General features: G+C 44.3%; 12 protein-coding genes. All 12 read right to left on the bottom strand.

What is annotated here, in order from left to right; genetic code table 11:
• Positions 1-19: 19 nt before the first annotated feature.
• Positions 20-2,092 carry an alpha-amylase family protein gene (locus tag J3L18_RS14075; RefSeq protein WP_129570301.1) on the bottom strand — a complete coding sequence of 691 codons (2,073 nt, stop codon included), beginning with the start codon at positions 2,090-2,092 and terminating at the stop codon, positions 20-22.
• A 92-nt stretch (positions 2,093-2,184) separates the two neighbouring features.
• Positions 2,185-4,524: a glycoside hydrolase family 95 protein gene (locus J3L18_RS14070; protein WP_129570302.1), complete on the bottom strand. Its 2,340-nt coding sequence runs from the start codon at positions 4,522-4,524 to the stop codon at positions 2,185-2,187.
• A 76-nt stretch (positions 4,525-4,600) separates the two neighbouring features.
• Complete coding sequence (locus J3L18_RS14065; RefSeq protein ID WP_208102443.1) at positions 4,601-6,940, bottom strand: glycoside hydrolase family 95 protein; 2,340 nt, start codon at positions 6,938-6,940, stop codon at positions 4,601-4,603.
• A 31-nt stretch (positions 6,941-6,971) separates the two neighbouring features.
• On the bottom strand, positions 6,972-8,279 hold the full coding sequence (locus tag J3L18_RS14060; RefSeq protein WP_129570303.1) for an alpha-L-fucosidase: 1,308 nt from the start codon (positions 8,277-8,279) through the stop codon (positions 6,972-6,974).
• A gap of 95 nt (positions 8,280-8,374) precedes the next feature.
• A complete protein-coding gene (locus J3L18_RS14055; RefSeq protein ID WP_112655431.1) occupies positions 8,375-9,604 on the bottom strand; it encodes a DUF4998 domain-containing protein in 1,230 nt (409 codons plus the stop codon).
• 27 nt (positions 9,605-9,631) lie between these two features.
• Entirely contained in the window at positions 9,632-10,870 is a 1,239-nt protein-coding gene (locus J3L18_RS14050; protein ID WP_112655429.1) for a DUF5000 domain-containing lipoprotein, read from the bottom strand.
• A gap of 47 nt (positions 10,871-10,917) precedes the next feature.
• Positions 10,918-12,828 carry a RagB/SusD family nutrient uptake outer membrane protein gene (locus J3L18_RS14045; protein WP_129570304.1) on the bottom strand — a complete coding sequence of 637 codons (1,911 nt, stop codon included), beginning with the start codon at positions 12,826-12,828 and terminating at the stop codon, positions 10,918-10,920.
• A gap of 26 nt (positions 12,829-12,854) precedes the next feature.
• Entirely contained in the window at positions 12,855-16,172 is a 3,318-nt protein-coding gene (locus J3L18_RS14040; RefSeq protein ID WP_129570305.1) for a SusC/RagA family TonB-linked outer membrane protein, read from the bottom strand.
• Positions 16,173-16,366: 194 nt separating this feature from the next.
• On the bottom strand, positions 16,367-18,355 hold the full coding sequence (locus tag J3L18_RS14035; protein ID WP_129570306.1) for an SGNH/GDSL hydrolase family protein: 1,989 nt from the start codon (positions 18,353-18,355) through the stop codon (positions 16,367-16,369).
• A gap of 401 nt (positions 18,356-18,756) precedes the next feature.
• Positions 18,757-20,055: an L-fucose:H+ symporter permease gene (fucP, locus tag J3L18_RS14030; protein WP_129570307.1), complete on the bottom strand. Its 1,299-nt coding sequence runs from the start codon at positions 20,053-20,055 to the stop codon at positions 18,757-18,759.
• 15 nt (positions 20,056-20,070) lie between these two features.
• A complete protein-coding gene (locus J3L18_RS14025) occupies positions 20,071-20,835 on the bottom strand; it encodes an SDR family NAD(P)-dependent oxidoreductase (protein ID WP_129570308.1) in 765 nt (254 codons plus the stop codon).
• Between the two features lie 9 nt (positions 20,836-20,844).
• A complete protein-coding gene (locus J3L18_RS14020; RefSeq protein ID WP_129570309.1) occupies positions 20,845-22,074 on the bottom strand; it encodes an enolase C-terminal domain-like protein in 1,230 nt (409 codons plus the stop codon).
• Positions 22,075-22,282 lie beyond the last annotated feature (208 nt).

The raw sequence follows: 22,282 nt of genomic DNA, 5'->3' as shown, positions 1-22,282 counted from the left end.
GGCGCCTTTGCAGTGTTTATTAGTTCAGTTCAAATTTTAATAATTCAGCATCTCCTGCTTTTAGCAAAACGCTTTTTGTGTTTACGTTAGTGCCTTGCAGTAACGATTTCGCATTTGGTGCTTTTCCGGCCTCCATACCAATCCTTTTCGGGTCGATAGTATACACTTTATCAGTTTCACCATAATTAAACAGGGCCAGGTAAAAGCTGTTGCCAATTTTTTGCGTAAACTGCTCGGTTGTACCTGTTTCGGTGTTACCTTCAACTGGCCTGAAGGCTTTTCCATTTTGCACAATTTTCAAAATCTCAGGATTCTGGTACATAGCTTTTGCTCTGTCACTCCATTGCCCATGTGTCGAAAAATCATCACCGGTTATGAACGTGCCGGTAACAACTGCCGAGAGCATCCTTGCCCTGTTTGCGCCCTCGCTTTCGGTTGAAAGTACAACATGGTCGGCATCAATGTAATTATATAAGTAAGTTTGCCACCAGCCGTAATTTACGCTGTTGAGGGTATAGCGGGTATCTTTTACAGTTTTAAAAGCATCGCATGCAATGCGCCTCATATGCGCGTAACGCTCGGTTGCCAGGCTGGGAGAAATGGCAGCGTAAACCAGCATCTGATCACCCAACTGATCAATCAGGTGTTCCATTCCTTTTTTATAGGCTTGCATACCGGTGGTGATTTTGGGATCATAAAAATGGCTTGACTCGGCTGCCGCATGGCCTAAAAAATCTATCTTGATCATTTTAAAACCACAGGCTTTTAGTTTGCCAATTACATAGTCGATATGTTGCAAAGTGCCCGGATGGGTTGGATCGGTTGCGCGGGCACCGTCTATGTCATGATAGCTGTCGCCAACTTTTGTCCATGTTTCGCCATAGGTATAATTACTGCCTAAAACTTTGCGGTCGGGACCGCCTTTCCAGCCCCAGTCGGTAAATGGGGCCCAGTACACGCCGGGCTGTAGCCCTTTTGATTTACAGTAATCTGCAAATGATTTCAGCTTGCCAAAATCTCCTTCCCAGCCACCACTGATCGTGTTATCCCAAAACGAATCGAGATCAATAAACGCCGTATTACCGTTGCGGAATGCAGGGATACTATCGGCAAAAAAATCTGTTACTTTGATAGCTTTGTCGTAGTTAAGTTTTTCCTGTATAACGCCCCAACTGTTCCAGCCAACGGGAGTAGGCTTTGTCCAGTTAAAAATGTAAGGTGGTTCGGCAATGCGGTTGACTTTACCAAATTCTTCCATACCATTGCGCCAGTCGGCAAACCAGCCCACTAATATCTTAGGCGATTTAACTGTATTGCCGCTGATATAACCATGAGCAATTTTATCGCGGTTTACGGCTTCTTCTGTATAACCACCCCATATTTCAAAGGTGTTGGCGCTATCTTTTTTGGCAACGGTACGCACGCCTGTTTTCCAGGTTTCATGCTCAACAGATCCAAACACCAGGCCTTTGCGGCTATCGTTATCAAAAACTGTCCCTACTTCGGCACTGGTATTGGTGAGTGGTGCTTTAAACGCTTTGGAATCATAGCTAATGAAGGTATCATTATCAAAAGGCACAAATACCGAACGGGTGTCGCCGGGTATTGCTGACATATTACCGGCTATCGGCTCCATGTAATTTGTTTTCAGGTTTTTGCCCTCAACATAAAGTTCGACAAAAAAATAGCCTTTGTGCGATGGATAAGTATAAAACACCTGCATCATGTTTGGCAAATTATTGCCGCTTAGGGTGAAAGTATGTTTTACGCCTTTGCCAAAACCATCGGTTATTAAGGCTTTGGTATAAGCAACGTTTTTGTACGCTGTTGAAGTAATAAGTTTTCCGTTGATGCCGGCTTTGCTATAGCAATTACCAAGTACAGTTTTTCCATTTTCGATAACAGAAAAAGTGCCGGTTTTTTGATCATAATTGATAGTGCCAGAGGTACCGTATGAAAACGAGATATTCCCTTTCGGCGTTGGCTGGATAGTAATGATTCCGGTTGATGCCGAAACAATTGCGGGCTGCCACACGCAAAGCAAGCCGGACAATTGCACAGCAATTATAAAACGTGTAAGGAATTTTTGCATGAATTTTAGGTTATTAAATGTGTAAATTACATTTTATTAATTGTGCGTTATGGTTTTTTTGAATCATAACGTTTTCTTTACAACTGGTGCTGTTATGCCTTTTGTGCCATTACTTCTTTTACCACGCCGTTTATCTTCATTTTAGCCTTTCGGGGTTGGCTTGATGTAATGCGATAACTGATGATCCTGCCATTCTGCCATTTAAAATCAACAGTGAAATTGCCTCTTACCCTTAAGCCTTTAACCTCGCCGGTTTGTTTCCAATTAGTGGGTATTGACGGTAGTAGCTCAATAAAACCTGCATGGCTTTGGATCAGCATTTCGGCCAATGCTGCTGTAGCTCCAAAATTACCATCTATTTGGAATGGCGGTCCGGCCGAAAGCATGTTGGGATAAATACCGCCGCCATCGCCGTAATTTATATTGGTGGCAAGGGTAGGATGGATGAGATCGGTAAATAGCTTGTATGCGCGTTCGCCGTCATGAAGCCTTGCCCACCAGGCTATTTTGTAAGCGATGGCAAAACTCGGGCCATCATCTCCACGGGCTTCCAATGTTTTTTTGCTGGCCTCGGCAAGGGCGGGGGTAGCTTCGGGCGTAATGAACGATGCCGGGTACAGGCCATACAGGTGCGAAATGCAGCGATGATGCGGCTCTATTTCGGTATAATCCTCCAGCCATTCCTGGATACGGCCGTCTTTGGCAATGATACCCGGTGGCGGCAGCTTTTTAAGTTTTTCCTGTAGTGTTTTACGGAAGGCGGCATCTTTTCCCAGCACCTTGCCTGCTGTGATCACATTGTTGAACAACTCGCGGATGATTTGGTTATCGATAGTTGGTCCCATGCAGATACTGGCATGTCTGCCGCTTCCATCAGGCATTAAAAATCCGTTTTCGGGCGATGACGATGGCGAAGTTACCAGCCAGCCCGTTTTAGGATCATTGATGAGCATGCTGCTATAAAACAATGCCGAGCCTTTTAGTACCGGATAAATATCGGCCAGGTATTTTTTATCGTTTGTGAAATCATAATGCTGCCAAAGGTTATCACATAGCCAGCCCGAGCCAACTTTGCAAATGCCCCATGAAGCCGCTTCGCCGGGTTCTGTCCAGCCCCAAATATTGGTTATTACGTGGGCAACCCAGCCATCGGCATTGTAATAGGCTTTGGCTGTTTTTTCGCCGTTTTTTACCATACCTTTTACCAGTTCGGCAAGGGGTAGGTTTAATTCGGACAGGTTGGATACTTCAACCGGCCAATGGTTCATTTGTACGTTGATGTCAAGGTGATAATCTCCAGTCCATGGTGTTACTATCTGGTTAGCCCAAAGGCCTTGCAGGTTAGGTGGTAACAAGCCAATCCGGGTACTGCAAATGCTCAGGTAACGGCCAAACTGATAGTACAAAACAGGCAAGGCATTATCAGCCTTCGGCGTTTTGTGAAAGTTAGCTAATCGAAGATCTGTTGGAATGGTATCCCTGTAGTTGCCGCCTAAATTGACGGTAACCCGGTTAAATAATTTTTGATAATTGGAAATATGCTGCTGTTTTTCCAGATCATAAGGCTTTTTCATGGCAGCAACCAGTGTACTGCTTACTTTTTGATCATAGTTAAGCTGCTTGTAATCGGTACCTGCCGATACATAAATAATAACTTCGGTAGCGTTTTTAATTACCAACGAATTTGAAGTAACGCTTTGGCTGCCGCCTTTTAAACTGGCTTTTACCTTTGCTACGTAACGCATACCTTTACCATCGATCCCATTATCCAATTGCCCGTACATTTCAAGCTGGTTTTTTTGTGAGGTAGTGGTGAAACGTTCCGGTCTGTCCATTGTAAGGCTTAGGTTCAGCTTGCCGGGTTTATCAGAGCTGAGTTTAATGATGCTGATATCATCGCCAAAACTGGTAAAATATTCGCGCTTGTAGGTAACGTCATTAACCACATAGCTGCATTTAGCTATGGCGGTGTTTACTGAAAGCTCACGGTGATAGTTGGTGTATTTAATATCTTTTGGATCAACGCCGGCATAATCAAATGCCATATTCAGGTTGCCCATGGTTTGGTAGCAGCCATAATTTACCCCTGCAGATCCTAGGCCTTTACAAATGAAATCTTTATCAATAATCTCCTGGGCATCTGCATTTTTACCTGCCAGCAACAGGGCGCGGATCTGGGGGAGTTTTTTATAGGCCTCGTAATTATTGGCATCCTGCGGCGCACCCGACCATAGTGTGATATCATTTAAGGTGATGGTTTCTTTTTTAACACCACCATCGGGCATCATACCCAATCTGCCGTTACCCAATGGAAGGGTTTCTTCCCACTGACCAGCCGGGCGGTTAAACCAGATTTTTAATGGTTGCGATTGTGCAAAGCACAGACCAGGCAAGCAGACAATTGCAATGTTCAGCAGGAATTTTTTAAACATGGGATATGCCGTTTATAATGTTTAATTATAATTAAGGCACCCCTTTTCAAGATGCCTTTTTATTGAAATTTTGCGTTTAGCCTTTACCGGCTATAATACTTTTAACCTCGCCGTTAACTTTCACTTTAACCTTGCGTGGGGTAGGTGAGGTTACTTTGTAGGCGGTTATTTTACCATCTTTCCATTTCATATCAACGGTGAAATTACCGCGGGCCTTAAGGCCTTTAACCTCGCCCTGCGTTTTCCATGCATCAGGGATAGAAGGAATAAAATCAATAAACCCTGCATGGCTCTGGATCAGCATTTCAGCAATACCGGCTGTTGCTCCAAAGTTACCGTCGATCTGGAACGGCGGACCGGCTGAAAGCAAATTAGGATATACGCCACCGCCTGCACCGTAGTTAATATCGGTTTTGATGGTTGGTTTCATCAACTCTTTAAATAGTTTGTAAGTGCGGTTTCCGTCATGCAAACGTGCCCACCATAGTATTTTGTAAGCGATAGACCAGCTTGGGCCGTCGTCGCCACGTACTTCCAATGTTTTCTTAGCGGCTTCGGCAAGGGCGGGAGTAGCTTCCGGAGTTATTTCAGATGCAGGGAATAAACCATACAAGTGGGATACGTGGCGGTGTTGCGGTTCGGTTTCTTTGTAATCTTCCAGCCATTCCTGGATGCGGCCGTCTTTGGCTATAATACCCGGCGGGGGCAGTTTTTTTACTTTGTCAGCCAATGTTTTGCTGAAAACTTCATCCTTACCCAATACTTTGCTTGCGGTTATCACATTGTTGAATAACTGGCGGATGATCTGATTATCGATAGTTGGACCTACGCAGATGCTGGCATGTGTGCCATCGGGCAGATAAAAACTGTTTTCGGGCGATGATGAAGGCGAGGTAACCAGCCAGCCAGTTTTAGCATCGCTGATCAGCATACTGTTGTAAAACTGTGCTGCACCTTTCAGTATTGGGTAAATTTGTTTCAGGTAGTTTTTATCACCCGTAAAATCATAATGCTGCCACAGGTTGTCACATAACCAGCCTGAACCAACTTTACAAACGCCCCATGAGGCACTTTCACCCGGCTCGGTAAAGCCCCAGGGGTTAGTAATTACATGTGCTACCCAGCCATCGGCGTTGTAATAAGCTTTGGCTGTTTTTTCGCCATGTGGCACCATCCCTTTAACCAGGTCGGCAAGGGGCAGGTTCAGTTCTGACAGGTTGGAAACCTCAACCGGCCACTGGTTCATTTCAATGTTAATATCCAGGTGATAATCGCCGTTCCATGGCGTATGTACCTCGTTAGCCCATAAACCCTGTAAATTCGGTGGTAGCAAGCCTACACGGGTGCTGCAGATGCTCAAATAGCGACCAAACTGGTAAAATAAAACAGGGAGGCCTTTATCCGCATCGGGATTAGTATGGAAAGCGAGAAGCCTTTGATCGGTGGTTAATTTATCTGCTTCTGAAGTGCCAAGATCAACTTTTACGCGGTTAAAGAGTTTCTGAAAGTTGGCTATATGCTGCTGTTTTTCTGAAGCATAAGGCTTTTTCATGGCAGCATTTAGCGCACCGTCTATTTTGGTAAGGTACTGTGGATTTTTAAAATCCGTACCTGCTGATACGTAAATAATCACCTCGGTTGCATCTTTAATAACCAGCGAAGTAGGGGTGCTGCTTAATGAACCGCCGGTTAGTTGCGCCTTTACCCTTGCTTTGTAAGCTACGCCTTTGCCGTCGGTACCATTATCCAACTGGCCGGTAAGATCAAGCTCGTTACCTGCTGTACTGGTTGCCCCACGTTCCGGGCGACTGATATTAATGCTCAGGTTAAGCATTCCCGGCTTATCGGCGCTTAGTTTTATCACATCTACATCATTACCAAAACTGGTAAAGTACTCACGTTTGTAAGTGACACCGTTTACCTGGTAAGTAGTTTTGGCAAGCGCGTTATTTAATGATAGCTCGCGCTCATAGTTATCGTATTTTATGTCTTTGCCCTCAATGCCCTTGTATTGGTAGTTCAGGTTAAGGTCGCCAAGCATCTGGAAGCAACCGAAAGGTACCCCGCCTGATCCTTTTCCCGTGCATACAAATGATTTATCGATAATGGCTTGCGCTTCCACATTTTTACCGGCGGCAAGCAAGCTTCTTATTTCGGGCAGTTTTTTATAAGCTTCGTAGTTATTGGCATCCTGCGACGAACCCGACCACATGGTGATATCATTCAACACTACTTTTTCGGCAGTAACACCGCCATCGGGCATCATCCCTAACCTTCCGTTGCCAAGTGCAACGGTTTCTTCCCAGCGCTGTGCAGGCTGTTTGTACCAAAGTTTTAATTGTTTTGTTTGTGCGTGAGTAAACGTTGTAATACCTGTTATTATTACAGTTATTAGCATGGGCGTTCTTTTTAGCATGTTTATGTTAATTAGGTTTTCTGTTTTTATTTTATTTACCTGCAGCAATTACAGGGATTTCTTCGGCGTTTTTATTCAATTCCAATACAATCACATTGCTGTTAGCATCGGGTAAGGTTTGCGGCAGGTCAATACTATAGCCTGTCGCATCCGGTTTATAATTTACTTTGGCTCCGCCCAACACGTAGGCATTGGTTATGTTAATGTCAGGCAGGTTAGGCAGTGCAATTTTATTACCTTTTTTCTGAAATATGTGCAAATAGATCTTGTTTCCCTTGCGTGTAACAGCATAGTTATCATTAGGGGCAATGGGCCCGCCTTTCGTGCCATAAATGCTTTCACCGTATTTTTTTAACCATAAGCCCATTTGCTGCAGGGTTTCAACCTGTCGTGCTTCAATGCGGCCATCGGGCATTGGCCCAACGTTAAACAACAGGTTCCCATTACCGGCGGCAGTTTTCACCAGCGTTTGGATACATTCCTGCACTGTTTTCATTTTATCATTAGGTTTCCATGCCCATTGCTGGCAAATGGTGATGCAGCTTTCCCATGGCTCATTCATATTAAGCTGACCGATGCGCTGTTCGGGCGTAAGGTAATCACCTACCGATTGATCGTTCAGCTTTTCACTTCCTTTGCCTAAGCGGTTGTTCACGATAACGTTTGGGTCAATATCTTTGATGAATTTGTAAATTTCCTGTCCGTCGGCGTTGGTCCAGGGTTTTTCCCAGTAACCATCAAACCAAAGCAGGTAGGGATGATATTTGGTGATGAGTTCTTTCAACTCATTCTTCATTTGCGTTTTAAAAGCTACCATATCGCCCTTAACGTTCTTTGTCGAATCGTAAGGGTTTTGGATAGGGTAGTTAGGGTCGTGCCAATCGAGCACAGTATGATAGATACAAAAAAGTATGCCTTGCTTTTTGCAGGCTGCGGCCAATTCTGCCACCATATCGCGCTTATACGGTGTTTTGCTGATGTTATAATCAGTAAAAGCAGACGGCCATAAAGCAAAGCCGTCATGGTGTTTAGCAGTGATCACCAGGTATTTCATACCTGCATCCTTAGCTGCTTTTACGATAGCATCGGCATTAAATAAAACCGGGTTAAACTCCTTGTACAGGTTATCATAATCATCCTGCGCTACTTCTTTGTTGCGGCTCCAGCCAATTTCGGTACCGCGTAAAGTTACCGGGCCGAAGTGTATAAACATGCCGAAGCGTTTGGTCATAAAATCATCCAAAACCGCTTTGGGTGTTTTTACAGATGCAGTTTGCTGAGCAAAGCTGAGTTTGATTACAGAAAACAGGTAAAGGAGAATAATTGCCGGTTTTTTCATTGCGGAATTTTTGGGGTGAACATTATAGAGGTCTTGGTCTTTATACTTTGTAAAATATGACCAGGCCGGCGGGCAGCCCGGTCATTGGGGTGTTATTATAGTAGTGCGTTATTCCAGAAGGTAAGCTCGCTCATATTGGTGTAGTTACCCTCGTTGTTTGAGTTGTGTTTGATCCTGATGCGGATGTAACGTACCGCCGGAGGATTAGGATCGAAGTTTACCTTTAATGGCGCGCTGCCGTCGTCGGTTCTTTTAATCTCTTTAAGCAGTTTCCAGCCTTTGGAAATAGATTCGGCAGTCCAGCCAGCATCATTAGCTTTCAGGGTAGTAGCAGCGTTGGTAATATCCGCAATGCCCCATACTTCAAAATCATCGGGGTTGTGGCAGCAGTTACGGCCGGTTTCTTCAATAGCTACCAGGCCTTTGTACAGTGCGCCCATATCAAAAGTGATAACTACAGGCAGCGGACCGTTGCCATCGCTATGGAAAATGTTAGGGAAACCCTGCGGGCCTGTACTGCCGTCCCAAAGCCTGTCAATGTCGGTATCTCCTTCATAAGGCTTGGCATCATTGGCTAAATAAACTTTTTTGAATAGTTTTTTATCGCAAACAGCAACAGAATTAATGGTTGGGAAATCCTCATAGTTAGCTACATAAAAGGTGTCAAGAGCATTTACCGTTGGTTTAAAGGCTGACAGGAACTGGATCTTCGTATCCGCCTTATAGTCTGCAAGGGTAACCGACATGCTATCAGCACTAAGTTTTCCGAAACTTTCTTTCCCGGCTTTGTTAGTGTATTTTATGTTTGTGAACACATTATGAGCGCTGGTATCAACCTTTAAGAAATTAAGTGTGAGCTTTCCATCGGCACTAATTCCATATGGATTGGTAACATTATACCCCCTGTTTGATAAGCCCGATTGGTAAATAGGCCCATAAACTCTTACATTGTTGATATCAAGCGGTATAGAGCGGTTGCCTTTGGAGTCGTAGGAGAAAACAGTGAACGAATAAATGTATTCGTTCAGGTTTGGTATAACAACGGTTAAACTATCCGACGTATTATGGTTGGTGGAATTGTAAATGATTGAATCAGCCTTATTGTTCCAGTATATCACGTAACGGGTTATGCTGGGATCGGAGCTTGGGTTCCAGGTAAGGGCGGCACGTAAATTTCCGGGGCGGGAGTGGGCATTGGCCACTGTGCCCGGATACTTAACTTCATGACCGTTTAAGTATGATTCAAACTGTGTGTCTTGCTTGCTGCAACCATACAACAGGTATCCAAGCAAACAGAAAGCAGCTATTCTGACAATATTTTTCATGTTCGTTTAATCTAAATGAGTTAATACCTATTGTGGGTTACCATAAATTGAAAGTTCCATCATGTGGGCAAAGTCACCGTTTGACCATGTGTCATGCACCATGAAGCGGAAGTACTTAATAGGTGTTGAACCCGGAGGGATATTAAAGTTAACCCCTGCTGCAACAAAGTCAGCATCGGCAGCATTGGTGAAGCCAGGTGTAAGGCCCGATGGCGGGTTTGGATAATGGTAGTTACCGATATTAACCCAGTCGCCAACTACAGTTCCTACAGGAGCATAATCAGGGAGCCTTATATCCTGCGGTGCATTAACGTTTGATCCCCAAATGCTGAAATCTTTAGGGTTACCATGCGCGTAGGCATACTGATTTGGCCTTTCCCATAATACAAAGCGGCTTAATTGTGCCGATACACCCAGGCTAAAGGTAACCTGTATTGGAGCGGGCGCTCCCGGAGCAGTATGCCAACCGTTTGAGTAGCCGTCGGTTTTGTTATCCCATAGGTAAGGCACTTCCCAACCATAAGCTGTAGGGCTATCAGTAGGGGTTTTGTATACCGAAAACTTGCTCTTATCCAGCAGCGTTTCAAATATTGGGGTGATGTTTACAACAGTAGTATCAGAGATATTGCCAAATTTATCGGTAACATATACCCCAAATTGTTGCGGTACAGCAGGGTAGCCCCTTATGGAGTAATTAATAGTGTCAACTTTGGTATAATGCTGATCAACAACCTCCAATGCCTGCGTTGATTTATCAAAAGCCAATAAAATTACACCAATGTCCTTTTGGTTGGGGTTCATAGCTTTGATGTTTACGCCGCCAAAATCAGATGTGATAGTTAATGTTGGTTTGATAAGCTTGTAAAAAGGCGTATCAGGGTGTACTTTAACTACAAGCGGATCTGACTTTACGTTAGCCCGGCTCACCGAGTACAGTGTTACCTCATATTCCTGGCTTTTGGCAAAGCCATCAACCGTAACGGTATCTGAGTAATAGCTCGATTTAGTTTGGCGTGTAGTTTTATCATTGATGCGATACTCGGCCTGCACGTATAGCAGGTTGTCTGAGTTTGGCAAATCGTAGGTAATATAAGCACCGCCGTTAAAGTTCTTAACTTTTACGTTGGTAACCACGGCAGGCTTGCTCATATCGGTCGAAACCTCTTTAACGTACCCGTCGTTTTTTTTGCATGAATTTAAGCACGCTATAAACAACGCAACTGCAAGCACCAGCGTTGTTATCGTATAATTTTTAATGCGTTTCATAATTCTTATTTATGTTGAATTAATTCATTTGTAAATGGGGAGGACGCCTACCAGTAGGTGGTTTGTACCAGGTTGTTGTTAACTATCAGGTCATTATCCTTTATAGGCCAGAAATAATTTTTTAGCCCGAAAACCGGCGTTAACACGGTGTGTGGCCTGTAGTAGTTACCAGCTTCAGACTCATAAATATTCCACCCCTGCAGTGGTACGCTCAATACATTTTGTATTTCTTTCCAGCGGCGAAGGTCCCACCCGCTTTGCGCCTCAAAACATAGTTCAATACGACGTTCACGGTGTATGATATCCCGTAAACCTTCCTTAGTTGTTGGTTTGCCCGGAGTTTTTGAATAGGTTGACCATGACTCCAACACACCTTTTAAACCTGCTCTTGCCCTTACCTTGTCAATGTAGTTGTAGACATCGGCAGTTGGGCCATTTGCCTCGTTCAGGCTTTCGGCATATAAGAGATATAAACCGGCAAGTCTCATCAGCGGCAGGTGAAATTCAATTGGCTGAAAACCATCATCATAAACTGAAAGGTAATTAGCCAGCTTTTTAGGCCAATAACCGGTGATGTTTAGCGTGTTCAAATCTTTTGGGCCTGCCAGTGATCCCGAACCGCGTGCTTCAACATGGTAAGCCTGGTCCTGGTTGTAAATGCCGTTACCATACCAGATGCTGCCATCAAAAGCAATATTAGCGTAAAAGCGGCTTTCGCGGCCATAATGCTCGTTGATAGTTGTATATCCTTGAGCTATATAGTATTTATCGGCGTCGCCTGCTGTTTTCAGGGCGAAACGGTTGGCATAATCATAATCTTTATCCTCTGTTAACGGTACGCCGTTAGCAGTATAAAAAAGCTCCTGTGTTGAAATCGGAACAGCGAACGTTGAGGGGTTCGAGAAAATGTTAACCGCTGATTTTGGCGTTAACCTCGGTGTTGCATAGCCCTGGCATGGGAAGGTTGGGTTTAATGCCCAGATCAGTTCGGGGTTTACATCCCATTTTTCGGTAACCGCGTTTTGAATGGTTAGCTCGTTACGCAACTGATCTGAAAGGGAACCAACTGTAGGTGGTGCGACAAAGGTGTAAAGTTTAAGCCCGTTGGCTTCGCAGGCATCAATGGCAGCTTTACAGGCATCGGCGGCACGTTTCCATTTTTGCGGGTCGGCGGTACTTGAAAATAAAGGCTGGCCATCTTTGTTTTTCATGCTGGCGTAGTCCGGGTTGCCGTTGAAAAGGGGACTGGCCTGAGTGGCTAACATTTCGGCTTTAATTGATAAAGCGGTTAGCTGGGTAATGCGGCCAAGCTCTTTTGCCTGGTTGGTGATAACCGGCGGCAAATCTGGAATAGCCTCATCCAGTAATTGTACGCAATAGTTAAATACCGAATCAACCGGCGAGCGTTTTACCCTTACCTCTTCGGTGCTGGCCGTAATATCGATATTGGTTTTTACCAGTGGTACCGGCCCATACAAGCGGCACAGGTAATAATGGTAATATGCTTTAAGGAACTTTACCTCGGCTATCCACCTTGCTTTTTCAGCTGGTGAAAGGTCAATAGGTTTGTCAATGTTTTCAAGCATGATGTTACACCTGCGGATAGAACGGAACAATGCCTGCCCGCCATTTTCGCCATCCCACCAGTTCACACCTGGGCTTGCGCTGTTTTGCGTGCCACGGATAAGGCTAAAGCCATTTTCATTAAGCGGGTGATTGGTGAGGTTGTTGGGATAAATGATTTCCGATGATGTGGTGAAACCGATGTTTGAAGTGGGGTCATAAAACTGCTGTAAGGTTGCGTAGCAGGTAAACAGGTAGTTTTCGGCCTCGTTACGGTTTCTGAACGCGTACTCAAGCGTGCCTGTATTATCTGGTGTTACATCAAGGTATTTTTTACATGATGCGCCCGAAACCAGGAGCCCTACCAGTAATAAAAGTTTATAATATTGTTTCATAATACTAAGTATTGATCTGTAAAAAATTATAGGTTAACGTTTATGCCTAAGTTGAACACCTTTTGTATTGGGTAGGCAAAACCATTACCGCCAAGCTCAGGGTCCCAAAGTTTAAAGGCGCTCCAGGTATACAGGTTAAGGCCGTTAAAGTAGATGCGGCATTTGGTAACATTTAAGCGTTTTAAAATAGATGGCGGTAATGAGTAACCTATCTCCACCGATTTAAGCCTCAGGAAACTACCATCACGCATCCACCAGGTACTGTTTTGACGGTTGTTTTCGATCTGGTTTCCGGTTACACCTAACCTTGGATAGGTTGCATATAAATCCTGGTTCTCCTCGCTCCAGTGGCTGTCGGCAAAAGCTTTGATCAACTGTGTATTGCCGTAGATATATGGATCGGGGCTTTGAATGAATGGACTGGTACGGCTGGGGTCAATAAAGAACGATACACGCGCCTGGCCCTGGAAAAAGCAGGAAATGTCAAAGTTTTTGATCCCTGCTGATAAGCCGTAGCCATATACAATTTCGGGCACCGTTGGATAACCAATAAAAGTTTGATCGGCGCCGTCAATTTTACCGTCGCCGTTTAAGTCGCGGTATTTAATATCGCCACCACCCGGAGGGATGCCATTGGTTGAAAAGATCTGTGACGGAGAGTTTCTGGCTTCATTATCGTCAACAAATAAACGCTCGGCAATGTAACCGTACTGCCTGTTTATTTCCTGGCCTTTGTGGTAACGGTAAGCTTCTTTATACTGAGGCTCTTCATAGTTGCCATATTTGCTGCTTGCCAGGGTAAAGTTGCCGCGGCCCTGTAGCCAAACATCTTTGTTTATAGCGGCCTTATAATCCATTTGCAGGTCGATACCTTTTGTATCGGCCGTGCCTATATTGGCAGTAACATTTGGGTTTCCATATTGGTCAAGTGCCTCAAGACCCAGTGTTGTTGGCAGCGAACTGCGTGTTTGAAGAATATTATAACGGTGATATTTGTAAACCTCGGCTACTACATTGAGGTTTTTAAACATGGTGAACTCCAGGCCAAGGTTTAGCTGGCGCGATGTTTCCCAGGTTACGTTAGGATTTTCGTAGTTATTAATGTAAACACCCTCGCGCCTGTAACCGTTAAAGGTACCAAAATAGGCAGGGTTGCCGCCGTTAAGGTTAACATCTGAAAGGAAGAAGAAACGTTGTGAGCCGATGGCATCGTTACCTACTAAACCATAGCTGGCTCTCACCTTCATGCGAGAGATAACGTCATAAAGCCCCTGTCCCCAGAATTTTTCGTCGGATACGATCCATGAACCGCCAATGGTAGGGAAGAAACCATATCTATGACTTGACGAAAAGCGCTCGGTACCGTTATAACCAAAGTTAAATTCCAGGAAATAACGGCTTTTAAATGAATAAGTAGCGCGGCCTGCAAGGGTGAGGTTACGGTAAGGCAGCGAGTATTGCAGTGTTGGCCTGTCAAGTACCGGATCTTTAGCTGCTGAATAAACCGTTTGCTGGCGGGTACCAATCAATGATGCGCTCAGGTTATGACTGCCAAAGGCATGATTATAATCCAATACGCCTTGAAAATAGATGTAAGTATTGAGGTTATCGGTGCTTGGATCGCGGTAATAGCTCAGGTACTCGGTGGCTACGTTATTGCCGGTTGGCTGCGGGTTAAGCCAGGTTAAAGTATATTTATTAGTGGCTTTATCGTAGGTATTTACATTATAGTAAAATGGAGAGTAACCCATTTGCGACTGAAAGTATGAATACCTGTTGGTATGGAATAAGCCATGAAAGTTGAGCCCGTCGGTTATAAAATCCAGTTTCTGATTTAACTCCAACTGGGCCGATAACCGTGATTCTGAATAGTTTTTATGACCGCGCAACAATGCAGCATATGGGTTATTATATGCGATGGCATTTGATGTTGACCCTGCGTTTGCTGGTGCCGCGTTACCGAACAGGATGTGCTTAACATCGCGATTGGCGGAATCGGCAGGGAAGTAAGCAGGGAACAATACCGGGCTGGTGTGTACGGCAACGTTATAAAGGTCGGTTGAGAATGAAGCATCGGCAGTAAGAGGGCCATTATACTCATTGAATGAACCAGCCAGCCTTACAATAAGCTCGGTACTTTTACTTAAGTTAATGTTAACGTTTGAGCGCAGCTGGTAGTTTTCAAACTTTACGTTGTTGTTGTTATTGTTGGCAATATCCTGCCTCAAAATACCATGGTCAACATTGTATGAGCCTGATACATAGTAACGGGCCACATCGCCGCCGCCGCTTACGCTCATATCGGCACGCTGGGTAGCTGTGCGTTTTTTGAAAAGCATATCCAGCCAATCGACAGCGGGATAAACATACTTGTTGCTGCCTGCGTCGCCTCGTATGGTGGCTTCTGTATTTAATATTTTATTTTGAGAGAAGGGGAGCGGACTTAACGGATCGCGGGTTATGGTAGCTTCGTTAAACAGCTTCATATAAGTGATAGGATCGGCCAGCTGCAGCGTTTTGGCCGATTGCGATATGGAGTTTTCCACACGTACATTGATCTTGGCTTTGCCAATTTTACCTTCTTTGGTGCTTACCAAAATTACACCGTTTGCACCGCGGGCACCGTAAAGTGCAGTAGCGCTTGCATCTTTCAATATCGAAAAGCTGGCGATATCATCAACCTGCAGGCGGGCAAGGTCGGTTGTGGAAAGTTCAACGTTATCTATCAAAATAAGCGGATCTTTTTTGTAACCAAAAGTGGTTACACCGCGGATAAAGAAACTGGAATTATCCTGCCCTGGCTGGCCGCTTGGCTGAAAGGCGATGATACCTGCAACCTGTCCGGCAAGTGCATTGGTTAAGTTACTGGCGGGTATTTTCAGGTCGGCGGGCTTAACGGTGGTTACCGAACCTACTACGGCTTCTTTTCGTTCTTTTTTGCCGTAGGCCAATACCACAACCTCATCGAGGCCGCGTTTGGATTCTTTAAGCACAATATTTACTACCAGCTTACCGGCCGAAACGGTGAAAGTTTGATCGATAAAAGTTACGTACGATACTTTAAGGATAGTACCGGGCTCGGCATCGATCACAAACCTACCGTTAGCATCGGTAGTAGTACCCAGGTTTTTGCGGTTGATGGCAACAATGTTGGCGCCTGCAATTTTACCGCCCAGTGTGTCGGTCACGAGGCCGGTAACAGTTACCTTACTTTGTGCGTGCGTAAATTGGGCTGAGCAGATAAAACTCAGCAGTAATAATACAAAGTAATAAAAACCCGGTGCAGGCCTGTGAAACTGTCTAGGCTCCCGCCGGTTTTTGATCCGTTGGTAAAATTCTTTCATAAAAATTGGTTTGATAATGGTTCTTTGTTTTTGAGATTTGGTTGATGGGTTTATTGGTTTCAGGCACCGTTTAAATGCGCAGATGGTAAAAGGTTTTTTCACTGGTAAAAGGTTTGATCATTTTTTAAATATGTTAAGTTGACAATTAAAAGTTTTGAGCTGTGTTTACAGCTTATGGCTGTTTTTTAAAAAAATCAATTGGTTAAAAAATAGACTACCTGGCACGTGTTTCCCTTGCTGTTTTTATTCTTGTCGGTTTCAATTTTAAGGCTGAGCGTGTGCTGGCCTTTTTTGAGGTCGGTACTAAAGGTTACATACCAGGGCAGATAAATCCATGAGCTGAACTCTGTGTACAGGTCCATCTTTTTTTCAATGCCACCATCGATACTGTAGCTGATAATACCTGCATCAGGCCCGGATACAATGGCCATGCCTATAGCGGTGCCGGTAAATGGCAATGTTAATGATGAGCCCGGTTTTGTGGCAATAAGCATTGGTTTGTGTACAAAACCTTCGCGGGTGCTCAGGTTATTGTTGGGTGCCCAATCTGGATTAATGGCCCATTCGTTCAAATTTTTTGCGTTTTGAATGCTGTAATAGCGGCCATTATTGAGGTTAAGCGCGTTAAGCGGTTTGGGCAAGGGATTTGCTTTAGTAGCAGCAGCCGGCTGTTTGTTAAAACATGAATTGAGCAGGCTTTTTATGGTGGCGAAGTAAAGTTCCTGTCCGTAAATGGCTGGGTGCAAGTCTTTAAAATCATATTGCCATGAAAATTCATGGTTATTAAGTTTATCGGTAACCTCTTTGGCCAGGTTAATGGATGGTAAGCCGTAATGTTCTGCAATTAATTCGTGATTTTTGATTTGCATCGGGATTTTGCCATTGTTGTAATCTTTGATCTTATCCGGATCAACAAATGACATCATGACGATATCTATCGAAGGATTGGCTTTTTTTGCATGCCTTACAATTCCTTCCAGCGCCCGTACCTCGGTAAGGCTGTCCAGTCCGTTCACGTTATCGTTTACCGCGGCTTCAACAAACATCAAATCAACCTTGCCCGAATCAAGCACATCCCGCTGTAAACGGAATGCATGCGGTACACTACCTAACGAGGGTATGCCAGCCTGTATAAGATGAAAACTGGTTGCGGGAAAACGCTCGGTAAGGTAACGGCTTATCTTTTCGCGCCAGCCGGGGTTATAGGTAATTGATCCGCCTAAAAAAGCTACTGTAGCTTTCTTGCCCGCACTGAATACACTAAGACTGTTGGCCAAGCCGTTACGGGTTATAAAGTAATCGGTATATGGCAGCACTTTTTTTACAGGATAGCAGTAGCTTATGATCATATCAGCCCAGTGCCCGGGATTTTCGATAGGGAAGTGGTGCCCGTTCAATTCCTGCGGACCGGCAGTTACCGGGTATATCATCATCGGCCCGCCTAATGCGGTATAACGTTGAGCAAGGATGTTGGTGTTTTCGGCATTGGGTACCAGTTTATCATTGATACCTATGATATGCATAACCGGTACCTTAAAAGCAGCAAGGCCGTCAAGGTTATCAATAGGATTGTCTTTGTAATCAAGCGCTTGTTGTTCGGTAAAGTGATACACCTGTTGCAGCTGTTTCCACAGAGCGGCATCGCCCGGGGCACTTAGTTTACCTCCCGGCCAGCTTTCAATATTGCAAACAGGGGCTTCATTATAAATGCAACTAATTTTATCAGGATTGCGTTTGGCCCAGCCATATACATATAAACCGCCACGACTAACGCCTTCAAGGGCAACTTTGGCAGCGAAAGCTTGTTTAGCTGTTAAATACTGATAAAAAGCATCCCAAACCTGCAATGCATAGGGGCTGCCATATTGATCATCAACATTTACGAAAGCTACATGAAAGCCTTTGGCTAACAGGATACTATCAATATCGGTATGCCAATCCGGAAATGAAGCCCGCCAAACCCATGGATTACCTTCGAGCGCCTTTTTAGGTTTTACATAATAAGCTTTGTGGGGGCCTATGGTAATATTAACACGTTCAAATCCCTTCCAGGTATCGTTAGGTGCATTTTGAATAGTATATACGGCGTGGGTATTGCCCGCACTTACATTTTCATGATCTTGTGCTGAGGCAATACCGGCCGTGAACCCAAATAATAGCGTAATTAGTAAAGTTTTAATCATTCAATTTTGGATATAAAAATTCCACTTCAAAAACTTCGTCCTTTTTTTGGATTCTGGTTTTTGATTAAAAAATGTTTTGTAAACTTTTAGTAGCTGGCGTTTATAATCAAGGGTAAAAATATGGAGGGTATTGGCAATAAATTGTACTTAAATTGATTTGTTTCGATACTATTTTGACATCGGTTTTTTGATTTTGAGTAAAAAATGACTTGCTGAAACAATTTAGTTGTATTAAGTGTAGTTTTCACAACAAAATAATATTGAAACGCAAAAAGTTGCGCAATATGGTATTGGCTACTTTTAGTTAATGGTTCATTGTTGATGGTTCACGGCAGCATCAGGTGCAGCGAACGCTCAGAAACTTGCGAGGTATTTAAAACTTCGTAAGCTTAATAAGTAGGTTAGTGTCCTATTGCTGTCAACTGTGGTTCTTCGGATTCATCCGAATAAGTTTTGTTTTTTACCATATAGCCTTTAATTCCGTAATATAGTACGTACACATAGCAAACCAGTGGTGCAATGAATGCCATCTTAATGCCTGAATGATCTGATATCAAGCCCATTATTGGCGGAATAATGGCTCCGCCTACAACTCCCATGATGAGCAGTGATGAAGCTACCTTGGTATAGTCCCCTATGCTTTTGATGCTAAGCGTAAAAATGATAGGATACATCACCGAGGTAAACAGTCCTACTATTGACAGTGAAATTATGGATAAGTAACCGCCTGTAAGTACCGATACCAGTATCAGTGTAAAAGCGCCAATACTGCATAGGGTAAGCACTTTATTGGGTTTAACCTGCTTAAGCAAAAACGCACCCAGCAAGCGCCCGGTTAAAACCAGCGCCATGTAAAGTGTAATAAACAGGGCCGATTTTTGCTCGGTAATACCTGCAATATTTAAGGACTTTGTATACCTAATTATAAAACTCACCACGCCAACTTCGGCACCCAAATAGGCAAAAACTGCTAATACGCCCAGCATAGTATGCCTGAATTTAAATACTCCGGAGAGTTTTTGCCTGCTGTTGCCCTCATGGATAACCGGCAATTTCAAAAAGTAAAGCACCACGCAAAGGGCAATAAACAGCGCAGCCAGTGTAAGATAAGGCGGGATAACCAAATGCGCCTCGCTGTTTAAAAATGATTTTAGTTGCTCTGGGGGAAATGACTGGATGAGACTTGCCGGGATATCCTTTTCATGCAATAAAAACTTAGAGCCAAGAAATGGCCCAATGGTAGCGCCCATTGAACCAACGGCTGCAGCCAGGCTTAACCGGCTTGAGGCATGATCCGGATCACCGAGTTTTGAAATATAGGGAGTAGCCGTAACCTCCAGTATGGCAAAACCCGATGCCATGGTAAACAATGCCAGCAGGAACACAGGATAATACCTGGTGGTTGCTGCCGGATAAAATATGGCAGCTCCAATAGCAGCTAATATAAGCCCGGTAAGCATCCCTGCTCTGTAACCCATTTTTTCGATAAAGCGGCCGGCAGGCAAGGCCATCAAAAAATAAGCCCCAAAAAATGCCGACTGGATAAGTGACGATTGCAGGTCGGTTAGCTGGCAGGCACGCTTCAGGTGTGGAATAAGCACATCATTGATATTGCGGCTCAGGTTCCAGAAAAACATCAGGCTCATTACTATCAGCAGCGGAGCCAGGTATTTTGATGTGTTACTGTTGGTTTTTTTCATGGTTAAGATCTTGTTTTATCGTCTGTATCCAAGTTCGGCGCCGCCGCTTACAGGCATAATGCAGCCGGTTACAAACCGTGCCGCGTCCGAAAGCAGGAAAACCGCTGCATCGGCTACTACATCGCCCTCTGGGCAGTAACCTAATGCATGGATATTGTTTAAGTATTTTTCTATCGACCCTGGATCAGGCTGTTCTGCTGCCCATTGTTTAAGTAAGGGTGTCCATATACCGGCCGGCGAAACAGCATTTACCCTGATGCCATATGGTGCATAATCAAGCGCCATTGATTTGGTAAGAGCATTGATGCCGCCTTTTGTTGCTGTGTAAGCAGCATGGAGGCTTTGACCAATATTGCCGGCCATGCTGCTTGTATTTAAAATACAGCCTTTTGATGCTTTAAGTAAATCAATACCGTATTTGGTTGTCCAAAACAGGCTTTTGAGGTTAACATTCATCAGGGCATCCCATTCATCCTCTTCCGTTTCATCAACAGGTTTTGAGGGATGGGCTATAGCTGCGTTGTTATGGATAGCATCGAGTTTGCCATAATGTTTCCTTATTGCATCGAAAGCTGCTTTTACGTCGGCTGCCTTTGATACATCGCCCGGAACACCTTCATGATTACCTCCAAAACGGTCGAGCGTTTTATAAAGAGCGCGTTCATTTACATCCATTATAAAAACGGTTGCTCCCTCACGGATATAAGCTTCGGCGCAGGCCAAACCAATGCCCGATGCCCCTCCGGTAATAAATATTACTTTGTTTAATAATTGGTTCATTTTTGGTTTTTAGCTGGTTACAAGGTCGCTGCTGTTGCCTGCTTCGGCAGGTACGGCGTAATAGCCCCCGCTAATATTGGCCGGATTTTTAAAGTATTTGGCCAAATGCGGTATATGTTCCAAAAATAAGTTTTCGTGTCCAATAGCCACATGGTTAAACAATACCAAATGCTGATGGATCTGCCCCATATCGCCCACGTGCGGTACCACAGGAATATTGAATTTTTTTGCCAGCAGGCTTATCGTCAAAAATTCGGATACACCGCCAACACGCACGCAATCAACCTGGCAAAAATCCATGGCGCCGGCCTGCAAAAAGTTTTTAAATATGATTTTATTAGGGATATGCTCGCCCGCAGCGATTTTAAGGGGCGCAATTTCTTTAGCTAATGTTTGATGCGCCAAGACATCATCAGGGTGAGTGGGTTCCTCTATCCAGTAAGGGTTTATGCTGCTCAGTTCTTTACAAATGGAGATGGCCTGAGGCAGGTTCCATTTTTGGTTGGCATCCAGCATAATAGTTGTTTTATCACCGGCTTCGGCCCTAACCAGCTTTGCCCTGCGGATATCACGTTGCGGATCATTTGAGCCAACTTTTAACTTCATGGCGGTAAATCCCCGGTCAATGGCGCGGGCTACGTTCTCTTTGATCTTCTCGTCAGAATAGTTAAACCAGCCTACTGATGTATCGTAAGCCTTATAACCTGTTTGTAAAACACCATTGCGTAATGTGCGGCCTGGAAAATTGCCCTTTAAAATGTTTTCTGCTTCTTCAACAGTCAATACATCTTCAAGGTAGCTAAGGTCGAGCGTTGCCACCAGTTCTTTCGGGCTTAAATCAAGCAAAAGTTTCCAGAGCGGTACCTGGCGACTCTTGGCCCAAAGATCGAAGCATGCATTTACTATAGCTGCAAGGGCTAATTGCATAACGCCTTTGTGCGGACCCAACCAGCGGTAGGTGGGCGAATCCAGTATCGAACGGTAAACCGAACCAAAATCGGCCATAAGTTCCTCAATTTCTCGCCCCTTTAATGTTTCGGAAAGGTATTGGATGGCTTTGCATACCAGGTCATTACCGGCACCGAGGGTGAAAGCTAAACCTATGCCTTTTACACCGCTATCGGTATGCAGCTCGCAAACGGCGTAAGCATACTGTGTTGAATCATTTACTGCATCAGAGCCGGCGCCATTGCCTAAATTAAAACGCTTGTCGGTAACTTCAATTTTATTGATGTACATGTAGGTAAATATATTTTGCAAATACTCTCAGGCCGTTCTATGTCGAAAAGCCCTAATGAAATCTTGTTCCTTGTGTTTATAAATCGGTTTATTATACCTTTCCGGATAAGGTATGATGCTGTAAAATTAGTACCGTTTGATTTTTTACTTTCACTTTAATTGGCAACTTTCGATAGTATTTTTGCTTATATTTAGCTTTTCTCTTCAT

The organism is Mucilaginibacter gossypii (genome assembly GCF_017569325.2).
GTDB classification, from domain to species: domain Bacteria; phylum Bacteroidota; class Bacteroidia; order Sphingobacteriales; family Sphingobacteriaceae; genus Mucilaginibacter; species Mucilaginibacter gossypii.
Note: the sequence above shows the minus strand (reverse complement) of the source record. Positions and strands in the feature narration are given on the sequence as shown.